Below are 21,242 nucleotides of genomic sequence, written 5' to 3'. Positions count from 1 at the left end.
ACCTCGGAGCAGGTGATCCTCTGGAAATTTGTCTCCAGAAGCGAAGGGATCACTCCATGGCGGCCACCGAGCCCGGCCCCGTCGAGGCCGCTGCCGGCCCTGAGGCGGTCAAACGCCACCGCAGACTCTTCCGTGCCGTCGCCCGCCGCAGAAACCCTCCCCTGCGGCGCACCGACATCACGGTGACCGACGAGCGGGCGGTGAAGCGTGCCGTCAAGGCGGCTTCGCTGGGCAATGCCATGGAGTGGTTCGACTTCGGCATCTACAGCTACCTGGCCGTCACCATCGGCCATGTCTTCTTCCCGTCCGGGAACGGCACCGTCCAGCTGCTGTCCTCGTTCGCGACCTTCGCGGTCTCGTTCCTGGTGCGGCCGCTCGGCGGCATGGTCTTCGGCCCGATGGGCGACAAGGTGGGCCGTAAGAAGGTCCTCGCCCTGACGATGATCCTGATGGCCATCGGCACCTTCGCCATCGGGCTGATCCCGCCGTACGCCACCATCGGCTTCTGGTCCCCGGTCCTGCTGATCCTCTTCCGCCTCGTCCAGGGCTTCTCCACGGGCGGGGAGTACGGCGGGGCGTCGACCTTCATCGCCGAGTACGCCCCCGACAAGCGCCGGGGCTTCTTCGGGAGCTTCCTGGAGTTCGGCACGCTCGCCGGGTACGTCGGCGCGGCGGGGCTCGTGACGGTGCTGACGACGGTCCTCGGCAGCGGCGGCATGGAGTCCTGGGGCTGGCGCGTCCCGTTCCTCGTGGCGGGCCCCATCGGTCTCGTCGGCCTCTACCTCCGGCTCAAGCTGGACGAGACGCCCGCGTTCCAGAAGCTGGAGGACAACTCCGCACGCAAGGCGACCGACGCGGCCTCCACCGTGGAGACCACCGCCAAGGGCGACCTGGCGAAGATCTTCCGGAACCACTGGCCGACGCTGATCCTGTGCGTCTGCCTGGTCGGCGCGTACAACATCACCGACTACATGCTGCTGTCGTACATGCCGACGTACCTGTCCGACGAGATGGGCTACAGCGAGACCCACGGCCTCCTCGTCCTCATCGTCACCATGCTGCTCCTGATGCTGGTCATCAGCCAGGTGGGCAAGCTCTCGGACCGCTACGGCCGCAAGCCGCTGCTGATGGCCGGCATGCTGGGCTTCCTCGTCCTGTCGATCCCGGCCTTCCTGCTGGTCAAGCAGGGCAGCCTGGTCGCGGTCTCGGCGGGCATGCTGATGCTCGGCCTCTCCCTGGTCTGCATGCTCGGCACCATGTCCGCGGCGCTCCCGGCCCTGTTCCCGACACAGGTCCGCTACGGCTCCCTCTCGGTCGGCTACAACCTCTCCGCGTCCCTCTTCGGCGGTACGACCCCGCTGGTGATCACCGCCCTGATCAGCGCCACCGGCACCGACATGATGCCCGCGTACTACGCGATGGCGGCGGCCCTGGTCGGCATCATCACGGTGGCCTGCATGAAGGAAACGGCCCAACAGCCGCTGGCCGGGTCACCCCCCTCGGTGGAGACCCCGGAGGAGGCGGCGGAACTGGTGGAGAGCCGCACCCCGATGCCTAGGCCCTGACGCCCGCCGCACCACCGCACGGCCCGTACCGGACAGCATCCGGGTACGGGCCGTTTCGCGTCCCGCACGAGGTCCGGCGTGACCGCCGGAGCCGCCGTCTTCCCCGCCGAGCCCCGCCGCCCGGTCGTCGATCAGGTCGAGCCAGGTGGCCCGCCCCGGCGTCCGAGCCGGTGCCCGTCAGGCTTGGGCGACGTTCTCGGACGCCACCCGGGCGAGGGTGTCCGCCACCGTTGTGCAGGCGAGCCGGGTCACGGAGCGCAGCTCGGCGTCCGAGGTGCCGGCCCGGCTCAGTACGGCCAGCGACTGGTTGACAGCGATGACGAACGTGGCGAGCTCGTCGAGCGTCCGGGGGGCGGCCGAGGAGTCCGCCAGTGCCGCGCGGACCCGCTGGCGCTGCGTGTCGAGCAGGCCACGCACGTGAACGCCGCTCTCCTCCTTCAGCGTCAGTGACTGCGCGGCGGACTGGGCGATGAGGCACCCCACGGGGACCGACGGGTCGGCGATACGGCCCAGGATGACGTCGAAGAACGCCTCGACCGCGCGCACCGGATCACCGGGGTGCGCCGCGAGCGCCTGCTCGTACTGCGCGCCGTAGATCGACGCGTAGCGGTCGAGGCACTGGCCGAACAGGGCGTCCTTGTTGCCGAAGGCGCCGTAGAGGGAGCCGCGGCCGAGGCCCGTGGCCGCACCGAGGGCATCGAGTGAGGCGTCCGCGTACCCGCGCTGCCAGAACACCCGCATGGCCTGGTCCAGGGCCGCGCTGACATCGAACTGCTTCCGGCCGGACACAGCGTGTACCTCCCGTTTCTCGTCCTTGCCGTGAGCTTACCCGCATCTTGGATCGATCGGTCGGTTGATCTTTGACCGATCGATCCAAGATGGTTAGCGTGGCGGTCATGAATCTGCCGCCCACCCACCTGCCCACGCCCGAAGGCCCCGGTTCCGTCTCTCAGGTGCCGAACCTCCCGGCGCGATTCACCGAAACCTTCACCAGCCGGTACGTCGACACCGGTGAACTGCGCCTGCACGCCGTCACCGGCGGCCAAGGACCTGCGCTGCTGTTGCTGGCCGGCTGGCCCCAGACGTGGTACGCCTGGCGCCTCCTGATGCCGGCGCTGGCTCAGGACTTCCAGGTCGTCGCGGTCGATCCGCGCGGTGTCGGGCTGTCAGACAAGCCCCTGGGCGGGTACGACACCGGCACGCTCGCACGCGACATGGTGGCGCTGATGGACGCGCTCGGGCATCAGCGCTTCGCCATGGTGGGTCACGACGTCGGGATGTGGACCGGCTATGCCCTGGCCGCGGACCACCCCGACCGGCTCGACCGCCTGGCCGTCGCCGAGGCCGCGATCCCGGGACTGTCCCCCTCACCGCCCCTCTTCGGCAGCCGGGTGGCCAACGACCGCCTGTGGCACTTTGCCTTCAACCGCCTCACCGACGTCAACGAGCAGTTGGTCAGCGGACGGGAACATCTCTACTTCGGCCGCCAGTTCGCCACGAAGTCCGCGAAGCCGCTGCCCGACCACGCCGTCCAGCACTACGTCGGCATCCTCGCCGCCGACCCGGAAGCCCTGCGGTCCAGCTTCGAGTTCTACCGCGCGCTCGATACGACCATCGCGCAGAACCAGCGGCGCCAGGCCCGACGGCTGTCCCTCCCCGTCCTGGCGATCGGGGGAGCGGAGAACATGGGCGCATCGGTCAGCGAAACGATGAAGCTTGCCGCCGACGACGTGGAGAGCCTTGTCCTCCCCGAGTGCGGCCACTACCCCGCCGAGGAGACCCCGGAGGCGATGCTGGCCGCGCTGACCGCGTTCCTGGCCCCGTACCGGGACGGGCGGACCGCGGCGGACATCCCCACGGCACGGGGTACCGACGCCTAGCGGTCAGCCCGGACCGTAAGAGGACCCGACGCCTTCGGAGGCCACAGGCCGTGCGGCCGCCACGCGATCACCGACACGTAGTGCCGTGGCGGAAAGCGCCGTTGACCATGGCCGAGCACCGCATCACCGGTAGCATGGGCTGGCGCACGCGGCCGTTGCTGAATGGTATAAGCGGAGGTTTTAGGTGCCTCTGGGCTTTACGCCCATGTGGGTTCGAATCCCATCGGCCGCACACACCCAGAGGGGCCGTCCGACGAGACGGCCCCTCTTCGTGTCTCAGCCCAACAACTCCCGCACCACCGGCACCAACTCCCGGAACGCCTTGCCGCGGTGGCTGATCGCGTTCTTCTCCTCCGCCGACAGCTCCGCGCAGGTGCGCGTCTCGCCCTCCGGCTGGAGGACCGGGTCGTAGCCGAAGCCGTTCGTGCCCGTCGGGGTGTGGCGGAGCGTGCCCCTCAGTTGGCCCTCGACCACGCGCTCGGTCCCGTCCGGCAGGGCCAGGGCCGCCGCGCACGCGAAGTGGGCGCCCCTGTGCGCCTCGGAGATGTCGGACAGCTGGGCCAGGAGCAGGTCCAGGTTGGCCCGGTCGTCGCCGTGGCGGCCGGACCAGCGGGCCGAGAAGATGCCGGGGGCGCCGCCCAGGACATCCACGCACAGGCCCGAGTCGTCGGCGACCGCCGGGAGTCCGGTGGCCCGGGCGAGGGCGTGCGCCTTCAGGAGGGCGTTCTCCGCGAACGTGACGCCCGTTTCCTTGACGTCGGGGATGTCGGGGTACGCGTCCGCGCCGACGAGGTCGTGGGTGAGACCGGCGTCGGCGAGGATCGCCCTCAGTTCGGTGATCTTTCCGGCGTTGCGGGTGGCGAGGATCAGACGGGTCATGGGGTCCAGTATCCCGGCCTCGCGGAGGTGCCCGTTACGGCGTGCACACCTTCGTCAGTTCGCCCGCCGCGTCGGTGACCGGGCTGATGTCCGGGGTCTCGTCGCCGTTCTTGACGGCGTCACGGACGTTGGAGACCGCCTTCTCGAGGTCGTCGACCGCCTTGTTGACGTCGGCGTTGTCGGTCTTGTCGCCGATCTTGTCGAGGTTCTTCTCTATGGCGTCGAGGGACTGGTCGGTCTGTGTCGGATCGTCGGCCGCGTTCTCCACCGCCTGCTGGAGGTCGGTGACGCTGTCGGCGATGGAGTCGGCGGCCTGGACGCAGTCGAGAGCCTTGCTGACGGCGTCGCAGCCGACGACCGCCGGAACGGCGACGAGTGCGGCGACTACGGCGAATGCGGCGGTGCGGCGGCGGTGGCGCGCGGCCATGGAACGGTTCCTCCCCCTGGACATGATGTGGTCGACGGACGCACGGCTGGACCGTGCGCCCGCACCCTTAAGAACGCGAAGGATCAGCGTGTGGTTGCCTCCAGGGCCGCACGTTGGATCACCGCCAGTTCGTCGCAGCCCGAAACCGCCAGGTCGAGAAGGGCGTTGAGCTCCTTGCGGTCGAAGGGTTCCGCCTCGGCGGTGCCCTGGACCTCGACGAAGCGGCCGTCGCCGGTGCAGACGACGTTCATGTCGGTGTCGGCCTTCACGTCCTCCTCGTAGCAGAGGTCCAGCAACGGCACCCCGCCCACGATGCCCACCGAGACCGCGCTGACCGTGCCGGTGAGCGGCTTTCGGCCCGCCTTCACGAGCTTGCGGCCCTGGGCCCAGGCGACCGCGTCGGCGAGGGCGACGTACGCGCCCGTGATCGCGGCCGTGCGGGTGCCGCCGTCGGCCTGGAGGACGTCGCAGTCGAGGACGATCGTGTTCTCGCCGAGCGCCTTGTAGTCGATGACCGCGCGCAGGGAGCGGCCGATCAGACGGCTGATCTCGTGCGTACGGCCGCCGATCTTGCCCCGGACCGACTCGCGGTCGCCGCGGGTGTTGGTGGCGCGCGGGAGCATGGAGTACTCGGCGGTGACCCAGCCTTCGCCGCTGCCCTTGCGCCAGCGCGGGACGCCTTCGGTGACGGAGGCGGTGCAGAAGACCTTCGTGTCGCCGAAGGAGACGAGGACGGAGCCCTCGGCGTGCTTGCTCCAGCCGCGCTCGATGGTGATGGGGCGGAGCTGTTCGGGCGTGCGGCCGTCGATTCGAGACATGCCGATGAGCCTAGCCGCAGACGGGTGAGGGGCCGCCTCCGGTTACCGGAAGCGGCCCCCGATGAGTGTGGAGAGCGTTCAGAGAGCCCGGCGCGGAGCCGGACTCACATCATGTCTTCGATGTCCGCGGCGACCGGGTCCGCGTCCGTGCCGATGACGACCTGGATGGCCGTGCCCATCTTGACCACGCCGTGCGCGCCGGCTGCCTTGAGTGCGGCCTCGTCGACCAGGCTCGGGTCGACGACCTCGGTACGCAGCCGGGTGATGCAGCCCTCGACCTCTTCGATGTTGTCGATCCCGCCGAGCCCGGCAACGATCTTCTCAGCCTTGGTGGCCATGTCCTACTCCCTGATCCGAACCGCTTTGTCGCAGTAACCCACAGTTGGCCCATCTTCGCGAGCGGTCATGGTGCCGGTGCCGAATGATGACGTCACGACAGCGCGACGACCGTCCGGCAACTGGTCTACACCACCTGTCGGACGGTCGCCAAACGCGGGGAGGACGCCCATGAGTGCCGACAGCGCCGCCGCGCCCGCCCGGCCCCGCTGGAGCCACCTGTTCCAGGGCCTGCAGAAGATGGGCCGCAGCCTTCAGCTGCCGATCGCCGTGCTGCCGGCCGCGGGTCTCCTCGTCCAGCTGGGACAGCCGAACGTGTTCGGGCCCGAGGGGCTGGGCTGGACCGATGTCTCCAAGGTGATGATGGGCGCGGGCAGTGCGCTGCTCGACGGTTCGCTCGGCCTGCCGCTGCTGTTCTGCGTCGGCGTCGCCATCGGCATGGCGAAGAAGTCGGACGGTTCCACGGCGCTCGCCGCGGTCGCCGGCTTCCTCGTCTACTACAACGTGCTGCGCCAGTTCCCGCAGGACTGCGCGAGCGGGGCGAAGGCGGTGGTCACCGGCTGCCGGGCGGCCGACGGCACGATGGTGGCGTTCACGTACCAGAATCCGGGTGTCTTCGGCGGCATCGTGATGGGGCTGCTCGCCGCGTTCCTCTGGCAGCGTTACCACCGTACGAAGCTGGTGGACTGGCTCGGCTTCTTCAACGGCCGGCGGCTCGTGCCGATCATCATGGCGTTCGTCGCCGTCGCCTTCGCCGTGGTGTGCCTGTGGGTCTGGCCGCCGATCGGTGCGGCGCTGGAGCACTTCAGCGACTGGCTGGACGGCCTGGACGCCTGGGGCGCGGGCGTGTTCGGCGTCGCCAACCGCGCACTGCTGGTCGTGGGGCTGCACCAGTTCCTGAACGTGCCCATCTGGTTCCAGTTCGGCAGTTACACCAAGCCGGACGGGCAGGTCGTGCACGGTGACATCAACATGTTCCTGGCGGGCGACCCGAACGCGGGCCAGTTCACCTCGGGCTTCTTCCCGATCATGATGTTCGCGCTGCCGGCCGCCGCGCTGGCGATCACGCACTGCGCCCGGCCGAACCGTCGCAAGGAGGTCGGCGGTCTGATGCTGTCGGTGGCTCTGACCTCCTTCGTCACGGGCATCACGGAACCGCTCGAGTACTCCTTCCTGTTCGCCGCCCCGCTGCTCTACGCGGTCCACGCCCTGCTGACCGGTGTCTCGATGGCGGTGACGTGGGGCCTGGGTGTGCACGACGGCTTCAGTTTCTCGGCGGGGCTGATCGACTACGTCCTCAACTGGAACCTGGCGACCAAGCCGTGGGCGATCGTTCCGATCGGACTGTGCTTCGCGGCCGTGTACTACGCGATCTTCCGTTTCGCGATCACGAAGTTCGACCTCACCACTCCGGGGCGGGAGCCGGAGGAGGAGGTCGAGGACATCACGAAGGCGTAGTCCCGCGGCGGCCACGAAGGCCCCCGGACCTGCCGGTCCGGGGGCCTTCGTCATGAATCGGGCACGTTCTCACGCTATGGCCGAGGCCACAAAATTCGCGGGTTCCTTATCCAGCCTTCACCGTGCTACAACAGGTCTACACCACTGAGTGGTGTAGACCACGTCGGCCCCCGCCCACCCCTCTTTGTCCCCTGGGCGGCGCCTTGCCCTCCCCCAGCCTCCGGCCGGGGGGATCCCCAGGAGGAAGTTGTGTCCACGGCCAGCGCCGCTCCCGCGGCCGAGCAGAAGAAGAAGGGCTCCGGCGCGATGGCTGTCCTGCAGCGCATCGGCCGCAGCCTGATGCTGCCGGTCGCTGTCCTGCCCGCCGCCGCCCTCCTGGTGCGGCTCGGCAACGCCGACATGCTCGGGCGCCCGTCCTTCCCCTCGTTCTTCACCAAGATCGCCGGATTCATGTCGGCGGGCGGCAACGCGATCCTCGACAACATGGCGCTGCTGTTCGCCGTGGGCATCGCCATCGGCTTCGCGAAGAAGTCGGACGGCTCGACCGCCCTCGCGGCCGTGGTCGGCTACCTGGTCTTCAAGAACGTGCTCGCCACGTTCACCGACAAGAACCTGCCGAAGGTCGCCACGGCCGTCGACGGCAAGGTGGTCATGGTGGACGCGCCCGTGGACGCCAAGGTCCTCGGTGGTGTGGTGATGGGCATAGTCGTCGCCCTGCTGTACCAGAAGTTCTACCGGACCAAGCTGCCCGACTGGGCCGGGTTCTTCGGCGGCCGCCGTCTCGTCCCGATCCTCTCCGCCTTCGCGGGCCTGCTGATCGGCATCGTCTTCGGCTACATCTGGCCGGTCCTCGGCACGGGTCTGCACAACTTCGGTGAGTGGCTGGTCGGTTCGGGCGCCGTCGGTGCCGGCATCTTCGGTGTCGCCAACCGTGCGCTGATCCCGATCGGCATGCACCACCTGCTGAACTCGTTCCCGTGGTTCCAGGCGGGCGAGTACCACGGCAAGAGCGGTGACATCGGGCGCTTCCTGGCGGGTGACCCGACCGCCGGACAGTTCATGACCGGCTTCTTCCCGATCATGATGTTCGCCCTGCCGGCCGCCTGCCTGGCGATCGTGCACTGTGCCCGCCCCGAGCGCCGCAAGGTCGTCGGCGGCATGATGTTCTCCCTGGCGCTGACCTCCTTCTTCACGGGCGTGACCGAGCCGATCGAGTTCACGTTCATGTTCATCGCGCCGGTCCTCTACGCCATCCACGCGGTCCTCACCGGTGTCTCCATGGCGCTGACCTGGGCCCTCGGCATGAAGGACGGCTTCGGCTTCTCGGCCGGCGCGGTCGACTTCGGCCTGAACCTCGGCATCGCGACGAACCCGTGGGGCCTGGTCCTGGTGGGCCTGTGCTTCGCGGCCGTCTACTACGCCGTCTTCCGCTTCGCGATCACCAGGTTCAACCTCCCGACCCCGGGCCGCGAGTCGGACGAGGAACTGGCGGAGCTGCAGAAGGCCGAGGCCAAGTAGCAGCCCGTACCAGCCACGCGTGAAGGCCCCCGGAGGATTCTCCGGGGGCCTTCTCGTGCGTGCGGGGCGCTACGGGTGTCAGATCTCGTACGACAGCCGGGGCGCCGCCAGCTCCACAGGACCGGTGAACGTCTCGCGGGCGTCGGCGAGGTTCACCTGGGGGTCCGTCCACGGGGGGATGTGGGTCAGGACCAGGCGGCGGGCACCGGCGCGGGTGGCGGTCTCGCCTGCCTCGCGGCCGTTGAGGTGCAGGTCCGGGATGCTCTCCTTGCCGTGCGTGAACGCGGCCTCGCACAGGAACAGGTCGGTGTCCCGGGCGAGTTCGTCGAGGGCCCCGGTCACGCCCGTGTCCCCGGAGTAGGTCAGGGAGCGGCCGCCGTGTTCGATGCGGATGGCGTACGCCTCCACGGGGTGCCGCACCTTCTCGGTGTGCACGGTGAAGGGGCCGATGTCGAACGTGCTCGGCTTCACCGTGTGGAAGTCGAAGACCTCGCTCATCGAGGAGGCGGAAGGAGTGTCCGCGTACGCGGTGGTCAGCCGCTGTTCCGTGCCCTCGGGTCCGTAGACCGGGATCGGGGCGCAGCGGCCGCCGTCGTGACGGTAGTAGCGCGCGACGAAGTACGCGCACATGTCGATGCAGTGGTCGGCGTGCAGATGGCTGAGGAAGATCGCGTCGAGGTCGTAGAGACCGCAGTGGCGCTGCAACTCGCCGAGGGCGCCGTTGCCCATGTCGAGGAGCAGCCGGAAGCCGTCGGCCTCTACGAGGTAGCTCGAGCAGGCCGATTCCGCGGACGGGAACGACCCCGAGCAGCCGACGACGGTGAGCTTCATGAGAGCTGGAACCTCCGCGCTGACAGGAAATGCAGAGAGCAGATTCAGGGGGCGGATACAGGGGGCGGGCACGCGAAAACAGGGGTCGTGCGGTCCGTCGAGCGTAAGGCGCAAAAGGGCGGCTCGCTCCTCCGCCAGGGGCCGTTGTGGGCGAACTCACCTGTGGTGTCACCGGTTCGGCTGGACCGGAAACGCACACGCGTGCGCCGGAGCCGCCGACGGGTAATGCGGATAGGGCGGGCGGTGGGACGTACGCGCCGGTACCGTCGTCCGTATGGACACGTCATGGTGGCTGGCGCTGGCGGCGGTGGTGCTGCTCGCGCTCGTCGCGACGCTCGTCGACGGCTGGGGGCGCCGCGGGCGCAGGCCGTCCGGGCGTACGCGTCCGCCGGGGCATCCGGGCGCGCCCGGGCGGCCGCAGCCCGCCGAGATCTGGTGGGCGAACGTGCCCTACGAGGAAGGGGCCGGCGTCAAGGACCGGCCCTGTCTGGTGCTGGCGGTGCGGGGCGGCCGGGCGACGGTCGCGAAGATCACCAGCAAGTACCACGACGAGCGGGCGGGCGTGATCCCGCTGCCACCGGGGGCCGTGGGCGACGCCCATGGGAGGGCGAGCTTCCTGGAGACGGACGAGCTGCGGGACGTTCCGCTGCGGGAGTTCCGCCGGCGGGTGGGGGTGGTGGATCCGGTGCTGTGGGATCAGGTGCGGTATTTGGCGGGGTGAGACGGCGGTCAGTGGGGCGAGACCGCGGTCAGACGGCTGAGGCCGCTGTCAGAAGGCTGAGGACGCGGCGCCGACAGCTCGGCCGGGACTGAAGGTCTCAGCCCCGGCCCGCTGTCGAAGCGTGTGGTCACGCCCAGAGTTGTCCCTGAAGCGTCGCGATCGCCTCTTCTGTCGTGGCCGCGGTGTAGACGCCCGTCGACAGGTACTTCCAGCCGCCGTCCGCGACCACGAAGACGATGTCCGCCGTCTCCCCCGCCTTGACCGCCTTGTTGCCCACGCCGATCGCCGCGTGCAGCGCCGCGCCCGTGGAGACGCCCGCGAAGATGCCCTCCTGCTGGAGCAGCTCCCGGGTGCGGGTCACCGCGTCCGCGGAGCCGACGGAGAAGCGGGTGGTCAGCACCGACGCGTCGTACAGCTCGGGGACGAAGCCCTCGTCCAGGTTCCGCAGGCCGTACACCAGGTCGTCGTAGCGCGGCTCGGCGGCGACGATCTTGATGTCCGGCTTCTGCTCGCGCAGGTAACGGCCCACGCCCATCAGCGTGCCGGTGGTGCCGAGGCCGGCGACGAAGTGGGTGACGGAGGGCAGGTCGGCGAGGATCTCGGGCCCGGTGGTCGCGTAGTGCGCGCCCGCGTTGTCCGGGTTGCCGTACTGGTAGAGCATCACCCAGTCCGGGTGCTCGGCCGCCAGTTCCTTGGCGACACGGACCGCCGTGTTGGAGCCGCCGGCCGCCGGGCTGGAGACGATCTCGGCGCCCCACATGCCCAGCAGGTCACGGCGCTCCTGCGAGGTGTTCTCCGGCATCACGCACACGATGCGGTAGCCCTTGAGCTTGGCCGCCATGGCGAGCGAGATGCCCGTGTTGCCGCTCGTCGGCTCCAGGATCGTGCAGCCCGGTGTCAGCCGCCCGTCCTTCTCGGCCTGTTCGATCATGTGGAGCGCGGGGCGGTCCTTGACCGAGCCCGTCGGGTTGCGGTCCTCCAGCTTGGCCCAGATCCGCACGTCCTCGGACGGCGAGAGCCGCGGCAGGCGCACCAGAGGGGTGTTGCCCACCGCGGCGAGCGGGGAGTCGTAGCGCATCGCTGATCAGCGGCCGATCAGACCATGCCGCCGGCCACGGCCGGCAGGATCGTCACGTTGTCGCCGTCGGTGAGCTTGGTGCTGATGCCGTCCAGGAAGCGGACGTCCTCGTCGTTCAGGTAGACGTTGACGAAGCGGCGCAGCTCGCCGCCCTTCTCCTCGTCGACGATGCGGGCCCTGATGCCCGCGTGGCGGGTGTCGAGGTCGGTGAACAGCTCGGCGAGGGTCTCACCGGTGCCGTCTACGGCCTTCGCACCGTCGGTGTAGGTGCGGAGGATGGTGGGGATGCGGACCTCGATGGCCATGGTTGCGGGCTCCTGTCGGAAGGAATTCAGGTCGGTGGGCGCGCGGCAGCGCGAAGAAGCTCCGGGTTACGCCTACGCCGGTTGCTCACGGCCGTACGGCGGCAGGATCAGCGCCTACAGAGGGCGCTGTTCAGCCTGCACAGGTCGACGTGCAGCCGCGCCACGAGCAGCGTGCCCGGCGCCTTCTCGCTCACGTCGTGGAAAACCATGGGGTCATCGTATCGATTCCCGGTCCGGGTCCCGGAATGTGATCTCGCATTCCGGACGCTCGGGGGCCGAGGGATGAGACCGCGGGGTGAGGTCGAGGGGTGAGGTCGAGGGGTGAGGCCGCCGGGCGAGGCCGAAGCGTGAGATCGAAGGGTGAGATCGAGGGTGAGATCAGTAGGCCTCGACGACCTTGACCTCCTCCTCCGTCACCTCGCCCGCCACGATCTGGAACGAGCGGAACTGGAACGGCCCCGCGTCGTCCGCGTCCGCCGTCGAGACGAGGACGTAGTGGGCGCCCGGCTCGTTCGCGTACGAGATGTCGGTGCGGGACGGGTACGCCTCGGTCGCGGTGTGGGAGTGGTAGATGATCACCGGCTCCTCGTCGCGGTCGTCCATCTCGCGGTAGAGCTTGAGCAGGTCGCCCGAGTCGAACTCGTAGAACGTGGGCGAGCGGGCCGCGTTGAGCATGGGGATGAAGCGCTCGGGGCGGCCGGAGCCCTCCGGGCCCGCGACGACGCCGCACGCCTCGTCGGGGTGGTCCTGGCGCGCGTGCGCGACGATCTGGTCGACGAGGGCCTGGGTGATGGTCAGCATGTCGGTCAGGATAAGCAGAAGGGCCGTCCCGTACCGAGGCGTGGTACGGGACGGCCCACATGCTGGATTTTGTGCGGGAACTCCGTGCGGTCAGCCGACCTTCTCGAACTTCGGCTCGTGGCGCTCGGCGACCTGCGGGTTGCGGGCCTTGAGGACGTACCAGCCGATGGCCAGCGCGGCGGCCCAGACGGCCATCACGTAGAGGCAGACCCGGGAGTCGGCGTCGTACGCGATCAGGCCGGTCACGAAGAGCAGGAACACGATCGCGACCCAGCTGCACTTCGCGCCGCCCGGTGCCGGGAAGGAGGACGCGGGCAGTCGGCCCGCGTCGACCGCGCGGCGGTACAGGACGTGGCTGACCAGGATCATCAGCCAGGTCCAGATGCCGGCCGCGGTGGCCACCGAGGTGACGTAGCCGAAGGCCTTCTCCGGGACGACGTAGTTGAGGATCACGCCGATGCCCATGAAGAGGACCGAGATCGTGATGCCGAAGGCGGGCGTCTTCGAGGCGGAGAGCTTGCTGAAGACCCTCGGGGCCTCGCCGTTGTCCGCGAGCGTGCGCAGCATGCGGCCCGTGGAGTACATGCCGGAGTTGCACGAGGACAGGGCCGCGGTGAGGACGACGAAGTTGACGATGCCCGCGCCGGCCGGGATGCCGATCATCGCGAAGGCCTTGACGAACGGGCTCACGCCGGGCGCGAACTCGGTCCACTTCACGACGCAGAGGATGACGGTGAGGGCACCCACGTAGAAGAGGGCGATGCGCCAGGGCAGGGTGTTGATCGCCTTCGGGAGGGTCTTCTCCGGGTCCTCGGACTCGCCCGCCGTCACACCGACCAGCTCGACGGCCAGGTAGGCGAACATGACGCCCTGGAGGGTCATCAGGGACGAGCCGATGCCCTTGGGGAAGAAGCCGTCGAACTGCCAGAGGTTGGCGACGGAGGCGGTGTCACCGGCCGAGCTGAAGCCGAAGGTGAGCACACCGAGGCCGATCACGATCATGCCGATGAGCGCGGTGACCTTGACCATCGAGAACCAGAACTCGATCTCGCCGAAGAGCTTCACCGAGATCAGGTTGGCCACGAACAGGACGACCAGGAAGACCAGGGCCGTCACCCACTGTGGGACGGCCGGGAACCAGTAGTGGACGTAGATCGCGGCGGCGGTCAGTTCCGCCATGCCGGTCACCACCCACATCAGCCAGTACGTCCAGCCGGTGAAGTAGCCGAAGAACGGGCCGAGGAACTCGCGGGAGTACTCCGCGAAGGAACCCGACACCGGGCGGTACAGGAGCAGCTCGCCGAGCGCCCGCATGATGAAGAAGATGATCACGCCCGCGAGGGCGTACATGAGGATCAGGCTGGGCCCGGCCTTGGCGATGTTCGCCCCGGCGCCCAGGAACAGGCCGACGCCGATGGCGCCGCCGATCGCGATCATCTGGACCTGGCGGCTGCCGAGCCCGCGCTCGTACCCCTCTTCGGGGGCGTCGCCGCCCACGGCCCCATTGCCGTCGTACTGCTTGTCGACCTGCGATGAGGTCATGTTGGTGCGCCTTTCTCCACGCCGACCCGAGCCAGTCCCATGGCTTCGGATCGGGTTCCGATCCCCCCGGATGTGATGGAGCTTGTGCCTGGCCGGCGATCCGCCGGCTCGGTGGCGCACCCGAGCGGACATGGGTGGTGTCCGTCGGGCGGTCGTGAAGATTTATCACGGCCGCAACATTGGTCGTCCGGGACGTGTGTGGCACACGCCTCAGGAAGAAGCGGACAAAGATGACCTGATCGACCCATAACAGGCCGCAACGGTGACAGGATCGTTATCCGGATTTGAGCGTCCTCTGAGCGAACACCGGAGGAGGCTCGAACGCCTGTGAATCAGGACATAAGGGTCTCGATCAGGGTCTCCTGCAACCCGCCGAGCCAGAGATACGCCATCACCATCGGCTTGCGCGGGTCCTCGTCCGGCAGCCGGTAGAGGAGGTCGGTGTCCTCCTCGTCGACGACGTCGAGCCGGGAGCCGATCGCCAGCCGCAGGTCGTTGAGCGAGCCCAGCCACTGCCGGGACTCCTCCGGCGACAGCTTGAGGACCGCGCCGCCCTCCCCCGCGACCGTCATCCCGTCCAGGGTGCGGATCACCACGAGGGCGTTCTCGCGCTTGCCTGCGCGCAGGTCGTTCTCCGTGAAGCGGCGGAACTCCGAGGAGTGCGCACGCTGCTCCTCGGCCTCCTCGGGCGAGCCTCCCTCGCCGCCGGGGCCGCCGTAGGCGTCCGGGAAGAGGCGCTGGAGGACGGGGTCGGAGGGCGGCTCGCTCGGCCCCTCGGCGAACAGTTCGGCGAGCGGGTCGGCGGCGGCGTCCTCCGCGGGGCCCGGGCCGATCAGCTCCAGGAGCTGGACCGCGAGCGAGCGGATGATGGAGATCTCGACCTCGTCGAGTGCGACGGCCGCGCCGCCGCCGGGGAGCGGTTCGAAGTGTCCTGGCATGAAGTGAGTTCGCTACTTCCGGTCCTGCTGAAGGGTGGCCCACAGACCGTAGCCGTGCATCGCCTGCACGTCGCGCTCCATCTCCTCACGCGTCCCGCTGGACACGACCGCGCGGCCCTTGTGGTGGACGTCGAGCATGAGCTTGGTGGCCTTGTCCTTGGAGTAGCCGAAGTACGTCTGGAAGACATACGTCACATAGCTCATGAGGTTGACGGGGTCGTTGTGGACGATCGTCACCCAGGGGACATCCGGCTCAGGTACGGCGAAGACCTCCTCTGCCGACTCGGTCTTTTCGATCTCTAGGGGTGCGGGAGCCGTCACACGGCCCATGCTGCCACCACAGAGGGGGGCCCGCACAAATGGACTGCGCAAATCGGACCTACAAATCGTCAGACTGACGAGATGGGGGTACGATCGCGGACCATGCGGCAATCCCCGGGGGGACAACCCCCGGACCCCCGGCCGACACCGGGGGCGTCCGGAGCGAATTGCGAGGAAAGCACAGTGAACCCAGCGGACCTTGGGCTGCCGGTGGATGTTCCGTCGACGGCACTCTTCACCGACCAGTACGAACTGACGATGCTCCAGGCCGCACTGGCCGCCGGGACCGCCGAACGGCGCTCGGTCTTCGAGGTCTTCACCCGACGGCTGCCCGAGGGGCGGCGGTACGGCGTCGTGGCCGGGACCGGGCGCGTCCTGGACGCGGTCGAGAACTTCCGCTTCGACGCCGCCCTCCTCGGCTTCCTGCGCGAGCGGCGGATCGTGGACGAGCCGACCCTGGAGTGGCTCGCCTCGTACCGCTTCCGGGGGGACATCTGGGGCTACCCCGAGGGCGAGGTCTACTTCCCGGGCTCGCCCCTGCTGCGGGTCGAGGGCTCGTTCGCGGAGTGCGTGCTCCTGGAGACCGTGATCCTGTCCATCCTCAACCACGACTCGGCCATCGCGGCCGCCGCCTCCCGCATGTCCTCCGCCGCCGGTGCGCGCCCGCTGATCGAGATGGGCGCCCGGCGCACCCACGAGCTGGCCGCCGTCGCCGCCGCGCGGGCCGCGTACGTCGGCGGCTTCGCGACCACGTCCGACCTGGCCGCGGGCTTCCGGTACGGGATTCCGACGGTCGGTACCAGCGCGCACGCGTTCACGTTGCTGCACGACACCGAGCGGGACGCCTTCCGGGCCCAGGTGGACTCGCTGGGCCGGGGCACGACGCTGCTCGTGGACACGTACGACGTCGCCGAGGCCGTACGCATGGCCGTCGAGATCGCCGGGCCCGAGCTCGGTGCCGTGCGCATCGACTCCGGGGACCTGCTGCTCGTCGCGCACCGGGTGCGGCAGCAGCTGGACGACCTGGGCGCGACCGAAACGAAGATCGTGGTGACCTCGGACCTGGACGAGTACGCGATCGCCTCGCTGGCCGCGGCGCCCGTGGACGCGTACGGCGTCGGCACCCAGCTGGTGACGGGATCCGGCCATCCGACATGTTCGATGGTCTACAAACTGGTGGCCCGCGCCCACTCGGCGGACCCGGCGGCTCCGCTGGAGCCGGTGGCGAAGAAGTCGACCGGCGGGAAGACCTCCATCGGCGGGCGGAAGTGGGCAGCGCGCCGGCTCGACGAGCACGGGGTGGCCGAGGCCGAGGTGATCGGGACGGGGCCCGTGCCGGCCGGTCTGGAGGGCCGTCAGCTGCTCGTGGAGCTGATAAAGGGCGGCCAGGTCGTCGCCCGCGAGTCCCTCGACGTCGTACGGGACCGGCACGCGGCCGCCCGTGCCGGTCTGCCGTTGTCGGCGAACCAGCTGTCGCGCGGGGAGCCGGTGATCCCGACGGAGTACGTGTGACCGAGCCCCCGTCCGGGCGGGCGGGGGCCTCGGAAGCGGCGGGGGAAGCGGAGGCGTCGGCAGGGTACGGCTCCGGCCACCCTGGCGGAAACGCGAATGAACGGGCGACCGGCGGGCATGCAATGGCAGCGCCGCCCGCGCACCGGCACGACGCCGAATGCCCCCTCCCGCCCCGCACGCGAAGTCTCTAGGCTCGGTAGTTCATATACGTACGGCCGGGCCCGCACCCCTCCTGCCCGCGCCACTCCCGTCCGCACCCCTCGCCCCCCCCGCCTTCCTCTCCCCTCCACCACACCTCTGCCAAGCCGAAGGACACCGACCATGCGCCGCGCCTTGATCGTCGTAGACGTGCAGAACGACTTCTGTGAGGGGGGCAGCCTCGCGGTGGCCGGAGGTGCCGATGTGGCTGCCGCGATCACCGAGCTGATTGGGCAGGCGCCCGCCGGGTACCGCCATGTCGTCGCCACCCGCGACCACCACGTCGCGCCCGGCGGCCACTTCGCCGACAACCCCGACTTCGTCCACTCCTGGCCCGCGCACTGTGTGGCGGGCACGGAGGGGGTCGGCTTCCACCCGAACTTCGCACCCGCCGTCGCCTCCGGCGCGATCGACGCCGTGTTCGACAAGGGCGCGTACGCGGCGGCGTACAGCGGGTTCGAGGGCGTCGACGAGAACGGGGTGTCGCTGGGCGACTGGCTGCGGGCCCGGGAGATCGGCGAGGTGGACGTGGTGGGGATCGCCACGGACCACTGCGTGCGCGCTACCGCGCTGGACGCCGCGAGAGAGGGGTTCCGCACCCAGGTGCTGCTGGACCTCACGGCCGGCGTGGCCGAGGAATCCACGGAGCGGGCACTGGAGGAACTGCGCTCGGCGGGCGTGGAACTCTCGGGCAAGCCGGTGGTGTAGCTGTAGCGGAGCGGAGGCCTCCGGCGAGCGGGAGCGGTGAGCGGGAGACGGTCGGTTCGGCACCGCGGGAGAGCGCCGTCGCGGCCGATGCCACGGAGCGGCAGCCGGCCGGGCTCGTATCCCGGGAAGGCGCCGTCGCGGCTGATCGCCGTCGTGGCTGCACGGCCCGTGCCTGCGCGGCCCGCCACTGCACGGCTCGCGGCTGCGCAGCATCGCGGCGGTGGCAAGCCGTCGCCGGGGCAGTGACCGGCGGCCGTCCGGCAGCCGTCGCGGCGGCGCAGCCCCCGGCGCCGAGATCGGGCTCATCCGCCCCGGTCGCAGCCTCCGGCGGACCGGCCCACGAGTGGCCCGCCCGGCCGACCCGGACGCGCCGCACCCATTTCCTACGCCTGCGGTGCCGGGCGGCGCAGGAGCGCTCTGATCGGGTGCCAGAGTTCTGTGGTCGGTCCCGGGGGTGTGACGCCGCTGTCCGGGGCCGTGCGCCACAGCAGGCCGTCGGGATGGTGCAGGACCGCCGTGATTTCGTCCGGGGTCGGGGGTGCCGCGTTGCCTCGCAGGTAGACCGCGCGCATGCCCAGGTTGCGCAGGCGGGTCAGCGCGCGGGCCCGGTTCTGGGCGAGTACGAGGACGCGGACGCAGTCCGTGGCGGTGCCCATGGCGGCACCGGCGCCGAGGGCGACGGCCGTGCCCGAGCCGGGCGGGCTGGGCAGGTTCAGTGCCACCACCACGCTTCCGTTCGGCAGCTTGCAGAAGCCTCCTGCGGCCATGCGGTCATACCCCCGTGCGAGCCGGTGTCAATAAGAAAACCACAGCACGCACCTAAACACGATCGGCCGCAACCCGCCAGGGGGCTGCGGCCGATCATGCTCTGACCTGCGTAAATGTCAGTTACTTCGTCGACTTGCCCACCTGGACCGTGATCGTCGAGCCATCCTTCGGCTCCTTCACAATCTTGATCTTGGTGTTGGTGTCAGTGACCTTGACGCTGCCGAACGGGTTCGCCGCGTCGTAGTACGAGCCCTTCCGGTCGTCGAAGGCCGGCACGCCCTTGTGCGACTTGATCTTCAGCGCGACGTCGGCGTTGTGGAGCGTGAACGCGTCGGTCTTGTACGTGCTGAAGGTCGAGTCGAAGGCCTGGATCTTGTTCCGCAGGACCGTGCCGTTGGCCCACTTCAGCGCCTTGGCGTGCGCGTCGACCGGCAGGATCAGACCCTGACCCGGGTGGACGCTGGTGTTGTCGTCCGCCTGCGAGGTGTCCCACAGCCAGACCAGCAGACCGTTCTGGTACGGGTAGTGCTCGACCCAGTCCGGACGCGTCGTCGAGAAGCCGAAGTTGTACGGGCCGACCTTGAGGGTCTTGTCGTACGAGACGTACTGGCGGTTCTCGGCGAGGTAGTACTGCGCGTAGTCCTTCGTGAAGGACGCGCCGATGCGGGAGAAGCCGGAGGCCGTCCACGCCGCGTCCGCGGTCTCCGCGTTGTCGGAGAAGAGAGCCGTGCCGTCGGCGGTCACGGAGATCTCGTCGGCGGCGAAGCCCTTCTGCGCCGCGCCGCCGTCCGTCTGGTAGCGGAAACGGACGTCGACCTTCTGGCCCGCGTAGGCGTCCAGCGAGTACGACAGCTTCTTGTACGCGTCGGTCGAACCGGTGAGGGCGGGCTTGTCGCTGCCGTCACGCGGGATGGCGGTGCCGTTCGCCGTGCCGTCGAGCGCGGTCCAGTTGGCGCCGCCGTCGGTGGACGCCTCGGCGTAGAGGTAGTCGTAGCCGCTCTCGATGTCCCACCAGCCGTCGAGGTCCAGCGTGGCCTTCGACTTGCCGGTCAGGTCGACCGAACGGGTCAGCGTGTTCTTGAGGTTGTTGCCGCTGCCGCTCCACCACTGGGTGGCGCCCTGCGCCGGGGCGACGACCTCGGTCTTGACCGCCTTGTCGGGCAGCGAGACCACCAGCGCCTGCTTGTTCCTGGTGTTGTACTCGGCGACACCCAGCTTGTGCGTCGACTTCGTCGCCGCCTTCGCCTTGGCGTAGTTCAGCCAGCCCAGCTGGAGCTTGTCCCAGGCGCCCATGTCACCGGGCAGGTCGCCGATGGCGTTCTTGCCGGTGCCGAGCCAGGAGCCGGCCGACATCAGCGTCCAGAAGCCGGTGCCGTTCTCGCCGCCACCGGAGGTGTCGTACTCGTCCGGCAGGCCCAGGTCGTGGCCGTACTCGTGGGCGTAGACGCCGAGTCCGCCGTTCTCCGGCTGGATGGTGTAGTCGCCGACCCAGATGCCGCTGTCGCCGATCTGCGTGCCACCGAGCTTGTTTCCGGCCGGGCCCGTGGCGCCCGCGTCGGTGCCGAACGCGTACCAGCGGTGGGCCCAGATCGCGTCCTCGCCCTGGGCGCCGCCGCCCGCGGACTCGTCCTCGCCGGCGTGCACGATCTGGAAGTGGTCGATGTAGCCGTCGGGCTCGTTGAAGTTGCCGTCGCCGTCGAAGTCGTAGCGGTCCCACTGGTCGTACTGCGCCAGGGTCGCCTTGATGGCCGCGTCGGACTTGCCGGCCGCCTTCTGGGCGGCGACCCAGGCGGTGACACCGTCGGCGACGGCGTTCCACGCGCAGGTGTCGCACTTGTTGGAGCCGTAACGGGCCTCGTTGTAGGGGACCTTGACCCAGTCGCTGACCTTGCCGTTGACCGAGTAGCGGCCCGAGGACTGCTTCTCGTAGTACTTCTTCAGCGACTCGGTCTTCTTGCCGGTGCCGAAGTAGAGGTCCTGGAAGTGCTTCTGGTTGTAGTCCGCCTGCCAGGCCGTGCTGTTGTCCTTCTTGCGGTCGGGCGCGGCGATCTTGTTGTGCAGCGGGCCGGCGGTGCCGCCGTACGTGCTGTCGATCTTGTCGCCGAACTCGACCAGGACGGTGAAGATCTGGTCCGTCTGCTCCCGGCCCAGCTCGACGTACTTGCTGTCGCCCTTCTTGCTCTTGAGCTTCACGACCTGCGAGCCGCCGCGGTTCTGCACCTTGGCGTCGCCGGATATGACCTGGTTCAGAGCCTCTTGGCGCTGGGCCGCCCGGGTCTTGCTCAGCGGGCCGTCGAGGTCGTGGTCGACCTTGGTCTTGGCCGGCTGCGGGTCGCGCCGGTCCACGCTGGTCGTGGCTTTGGCGTCGTCGGCCTGAGCCACGGCGAACGTCGAGAACGTGGCGGTGGCCGCCGCGAGTGCGACACCGATCGCGGTCGCTCTGAACGTCCAGGGTCTGCTGGTCACTTGAAATCCTCCCCCGCGTCCGTCCGCGCGGAAGGGGGGTCCAGTGTGATGGAAGGTCCGCGCGCGTCTACGCGTGTGTCAAGTGACGCCATTTGACCGGAGGTTTACAGGAAAAGACAGACCTTGACTTGGACAGATCAAATGCACTATGCGGAGCGCTCGTTCGCTATAC

Annotated in this window: 22 protein-coding genes and 1 tRNA gene; 8 read left to right on the top strand and 15 right to left on the bottom strand. The window is 69.3% G+C overall.

The window, feature by feature from the left end:
* The first annotated feature begins 56 nt into the window (after window positions 1-56).
* Complete coding sequence (gene proP / locus GTY58_RS27055; RefSeq protein WP_010986579.1) at window positions 57-1,565, top strand: glycine betaine/L-proline transporter ProP; 1,509 nt, start codon at window positions 57-59, stop codon at window positions 1,563-1,565.
* 177 nt (window positions 1,566-1,742) lie between these two features.
* On the opposite strand, the gene GTY58_RS27050 is transcribed toward proP, so the two are convergent.
* Complete coding sequence (locus tag GTY58_RS27050) at window positions 1,743-2,354, bottom strand: TetR/AcrR family transcriptional regulator (RefSeq protein ID WP_010986578.1); 612 nt, start codon at window positions 2,352-2,354, stop codon at window positions 1,743-1,745.
* Between the two features lie 107 nt (window positions 2,355-2,461).
* Between GTY58_RS27050 and GTY58_RS27045 the strand changes: the two genes are divergently transcribed.
* Window positions 2,462-3,445, top strand: a complete 984-nt coding sequence (locus tag GTY58_RS27045) for an alpha/beta hydrolase (RefSeq protein ID WP_010986577.1) — start codon at window positions 2,462-2,464, stop codon at window positions 3,443-3,445.
* A 148-nt stretch (window positions 3,446-3,593) separates the two neighbouring features.
* A tRNA-Leu gene (locus GTY58_RS27040) sits at window positions 3,594-3,677 on the top strand.
* Between the two features lie 44 nt (window positions 3,678-3,721).
* Here the strand turns inward: GTY58_RS27040 and rdgB are convergent.
* From rdgB to GTY58_RS27020, 4 genes are all read right to left on the bottom strand, one after another.
* A complete protein-coding gene (gene rdgB / locus GTY58_RS27035) occupies window positions 3,722-4,324 on the bottom strand; it encodes an RdgB/HAM1 family non-canonical purine NTP pyrophosphatase (protein ID WP_010986576.1) in 603 nt (200 codons plus the stop codon).
* Between the two features lie 34 nt (window positions 4,325-4,358).
* Complete coding sequence (locus GTY58_RS27030; protein WP_037649883.1) at window positions 4,359-4,751, bottom strand: hypothetical protein; 393 nt, start codon at window positions 4,749-4,751, stop codon at window positions 4,359-4,361.
* An 83-nt stretch (window positions 4,752-4,834) separates the two neighbouring features.
* Window positions 4,835-5,569: a ribonuclease PH gene (gene rph, locus GTY58_RS27025; RefSeq protein WP_010986574.1), complete on the bottom strand. Its 735-nt coding sequence runs from the start codon at window positions 5,567-5,569 to the stop codon at window positions 4,835-4,837.
* A 104-nt stretch (window positions 5,570-5,673) separates the two neighbouring features.
* On the bottom strand, window positions 5,674-5,907 hold the full coding sequence (locus tag GTY58_RS27020; protein WP_010986573.1) for a PTS glucose/sucrose transporter subunit IIB: 234 nt from the start codon (window positions 5,905-5,907) through the stop codon (window positions 5,674-5,676).
* A 169-nt stretch (window positions 5,908-6,076) separates the two neighbouring features.
* On the opposite strand from GTY58_RS27020, the gene GTY58_RS27015 reads away from it, so the two are divergent.
* Together GTY58_RS27015 and GTY58_RS27010 are read left to right on the top strand one after the other, a co-directional pair.
* Window positions 6,077-7,363 carry a PTS transporter subunit EIIC gene (locus tag GTY58_RS27015; RefSeq protein WP_010986572.1) on the top strand — a complete coding sequence of 429 codons (1,287 nt, stop codon included), beginning with the start codon at window positions 6,077-6,079 and terminating at the stop codon, window positions 7,361-7,363.
* Window positions 7,364-7,612: 249 nt separating this feature from the next.
* Window positions 7,613-8,881 (top strand): PTS transporter subunit EIIC, encoded by a 1,269-nt coding sequence (locus tag GTY58_RS27010; RefSeq protein WP_010986571.1) that lies wholly within the window; start codon window positions 7,613-7,615, stop codon window positions 8,879-8,881.
* 78 nt (window positions 8,882-8,959) lie between these two features.
* On the opposite strand, the gene GTY58_RS27005 is transcribed toward GTY58_RS27010, so the two are convergent.
* Window positions 8,960-9,712: an MBL fold metallo-hydrolase gene (locus tag GTY58_RS27005; protein WP_010986570.1), complete on the bottom strand. Its 753-nt coding sequence runs from the start codon at window positions 9,710-9,712 to the stop codon at window positions 8,960-8,962.
* A 274-nt stretch (window positions 9,713-9,986) separates the two neighbouring features.
* On the opposite strand from GTY58_RS27005, the gene GTY58_RS27000 reads away from it, so the two are divergent.
* Complete coding sequence (locus GTY58_RS27000; RefSeq protein ID WP_010986569.1) at window positions 9,987-10,433, top strand: type II toxin-antitoxin system PemK/MazF family toxin; 447 nt, start codon at window positions 9,987-9,989, stop codon at window positions 10,431-10,433.
* A gap of 127 nt (window positions 10,434-10,560) precedes the next feature.
* Here GTY58_RS27000 and GTY58_RS26995 read toward each other — a convergent pair whose 3' ends face one another.
* The 7 genes from GTY58_RS26995 to clpS all read right to left on the bottom strand — a co-directional run bounded on the left by GTY58_RS26995 (window position 10,561) and on the right by clpS (window position 15,427).
* Window positions 10,561-11,511: a cysteine synthase gene (locus GTY58_RS26995; RefSeq protein WP_010986568.1), complete on the bottom strand. Its 951-nt coding sequence runs from the start codon at window positions 11,509-11,511 to the stop codon at window positions 10,561-10,563.
* Between the two features lie 17 nt (window positions 11,512-11,528).
* Window positions 11,529-11,816: a MoaD/ThiS family protein gene (locus tag GTY58_RS26990; RefSeq protein WP_010986567.1), complete on the bottom strand. Its 288-nt coding sequence runs from the start codon at window positions 11,814-11,816 to the stop codon at window positions 11,529-11,531.
* Between the two features lie 107 nt (window positions 11,817-11,923).
* Window positions 11,924-12,025: a putative leader peptide gene (locus tag GTY58_RS41710; RefSeq protein ID WP_338058993.1), complete on the bottom strand. Its 102-nt coding sequence runs from the start codon at window positions 12,023-12,025 to the stop codon at window positions 11,924-11,926.
* A gap of 169 nt (window positions 12,026-12,194) precedes the next feature.
* Window positions 12,195-12,617 carry a Mov34/MPN/PAD-1 family protein gene (locus tag GTY58_RS26985; RefSeq protein WP_010986566.1) on the bottom strand — a complete coding sequence of 141 codons (423 nt, stop codon included), beginning with the start codon at window positions 12,615-12,617 and terminating at the stop codon, window positions 12,195-12,197.
* A gap of 90 nt (window positions 12,618-12,707) precedes the next feature.
* Window positions 12,708-14,159, bottom strand: coding sequence for an amino acid permease (locus GTY58_RS26980; RefSeq protein WP_010986565.1), 1,452 nt, complete (start codon window positions 14,157-14,159; stop codon window positions 12,708-12,710).
* A gap of 332 nt (window positions 14,160-14,491) precedes the next feature.
* On the bottom strand, window positions 14,492-15,097 hold the full coding sequence (locus GTY58_RS26975) for a DUF2017 domain-containing protein (protein WP_010986564.1): 606 nt from the start codon (window positions 15,095-15,097) through the stop codon (window positions 14,492-14,494).
* Window positions 15,098-15,109: 12 nt separating this feature from the next.
* Window positions 15,110-15,427 (bottom strand): ATP-dependent Clp protease adapter ClpS, encoded by a 318-nt coding sequence (gene clpS, locus GTY58_RS26970; protein WP_010986563.1) that lies wholly within the window; start codon window positions 15,425-15,427, stop codon window positions 15,110-15,112.
* 174 nt (window positions 15,428-15,601) lie between these two features.
* On the opposite strand from clpS, the gene GTY58_RS26965 reads away from it, so the two are divergent.
* Both GTY58_RS26965 and GTY58_RS26960 read left to right on the top strand, forming a co-directional pair.
* Window positions 15,602-16,930 (top strand): nicotinate phosphoribosyltransferase, encoded by a 1,329-nt coding sequence (locus GTY58_RS26965; RefSeq protein ID WP_010986562.1) that lies wholly within the window; start codon window positions 15,602-15,604, stop codon window positions 16,928-16,930.
* Between the two features lie 321 nt (window positions 16,931-17,251).
* A complete protein-coding gene (locus tag GTY58_RS26960; protein WP_010986561.1) occupies window positions 17,252-17,836 on the top strand; it encodes an isochorismatase family protein in 585 nt (194 codons plus the stop codon).
* A 383-nt stretch (window positions 17,837-18,219) separates the two neighbouring features.
* Here GTY58_RS26960 and GTY58_RS26955 read toward each other — a convergent pair whose 3' ends face one another.
* Complete coding sequence (locus GTY58_RS26955; protein WP_010986560.1) at window positions 18,220-18,603, bottom strand: hypothetical protein; 384 nt, start codon at window positions 18,601-18,603, stop codon at window positions 18,220-18,222.
* Between the two features lie 121 nt (window positions 18,604-18,724).
* Window positions 18,725-21,070, bottom strand: a complete 2,346-nt coding sequence (locus GTY58_RS26950; protein WP_010986559.1) for an immune inhibitor A domain-containing protein — start codon at window positions 21,068-21,070, stop codon at window positions 18,725-18,727.
* Window positions 21,071-21,242: the final 172 nt, after the last annotated feature.

The organism is Streptomyces sp. SID5469 (assembly GCF_009862865.1).
GTDB classification, from domain to species: Bacteria; Actinomycetota; Actinomycetes; order Streptomycetales; family Streptomycetaceae; genus Streptomyces; species Streptomyces avermitilis.
This window is presented reverse-complemented; position numbering and strand designations above follow the sequence as displayed.

Excerpts from the sequence above, each read along its gene's own strand:
- proP (WP_010986579.1), top strand. The coding sequence starts at position 57 with ATGGCGGCCACCGAGCCCGGCCCCGTCGAGGCCGCTGCCGGCCCTGAG.
- GTY58_RS27045 (WP_010986577.1), top strand. The coding sequence starts at position 2,462 with ATGAATCTGCCGCCCACCCACCTGCCCACGCCCGAAGGCCCCGGTTCC.
- rdgB (WP_010986576.1), bottom strand. The coding sequence starts at position 4,324 with ATGACCCGTCTGATCCTCGCCACCCGCAACGCCGGAAAGATCACCGAA.
- GTY58_RS27030 (WP_037649883.1), bottom strand. The coding sequence starts at position 4,751 with ATGGCCGCGCGCCACCGCCGCCGCACCGCCGCATTCGCCGTAGTCGCC.
- rph (WP_010986574.1), bottom strand. The coding sequence starts at position 5,569 with ATGTCTCGAATCGACGGCCGCACGCCCGAACAGCTCCGCCCCATCACC.
- GTY58_RS27020 (WP_010986573.1), bottom strand. The coding sequence starts at position 5,907 with ATGGCCACCAAGGCTGAGAAGATCGTTGCCGGGCTCGGCGGGATCGAC.
- GTY58_RS27015 (WP_010986572.1), top strand. The coding sequence starts at position 6,077 with ATGAGTGCCGACAGCGCCGCCGCGCCCGCCCGGCCCCGCTGGAGCCAC.
- GTY58_RS27005 (WP_010986570.1), bottom strand. The coding sequence starts at position 9,712 with ATGAAGCTCACCGTCGTCGGCTGCTCGGGGTCGTTCCCGTCCGCGGAA.
- GTY58_RS27000 (WP_010986569.1), top strand. The coding sequence starts at position 9,987 with ATGGACACGTCATGGTGGCTGGCGCTGGCGGCGGTGGTGCTGCTCGCG.
- GTY58_RS26995 (WP_010986568.1), bottom strand. The coding sequence starts at position 11,511 with ATGCGCTACGACTCCCCGCTCGCCGCGGTGGGCAACACCCCTCTGGTG.
- GTY58_RS26990 (WP_010986567.1), bottom strand. The coding sequence starts at position 11,816 with ATGGCCATCGAGGTCCGCATCCCCACCATCCTCCGCACCTACACCGAC.
- GTY58_RS41710 (WP_338058993.1), bottom strand. The coding sequence starts at position 12,025 with ATGGTTTTCCACGACGTGAGCGAGAAGGCGCCGGGCACGCTGCTCGTG.
- GTY58_RS26985 (WP_010986566.1), bottom strand. The coding sequence starts at position 12,617 with ATGCTGACCATCACCCAGGCCCTCGTCGACCAGATCGTCGCGCACGCG.
- GTY58_RS26980 (WP_010986565.1), bottom strand. The coding sequence starts at position 14,159 with ATGACCTCATCGCAGGTCGACAAGCAGTACGACGGCAATGGGGCCGTG.
- GTY58_RS26975 (WP_010986564.1), bottom strand. The coding sequence starts at position 15,097 with ATGCCAGGACACTTCGAACCGCTCCCCGGCGGCGGCGCGGCCGTCGCA.
- clpS (WP_010986563.1), bottom strand. The coding sequence starts at position 15,427 with ATGGGCCGTGTGACGGCTCCCGCACCCCTAGAGATCGAAAAGACCGAG.
- GTY58_RS26960 (WP_010986561.1), top strand. The coding sequence starts at position 17,252 with ATGCGCCGCGCCTTGATCGTCGTAGACGTGCAGAACGACTTCTGTGAG.
- GTY58_RS26955 (WP_010986560.1), bottom strand. The coding sequence starts at position 18,603 with ATGGCCGCAGGAGGCTTCTGCAAGCTGCCGAACGGAAGCGTGGTGGTG.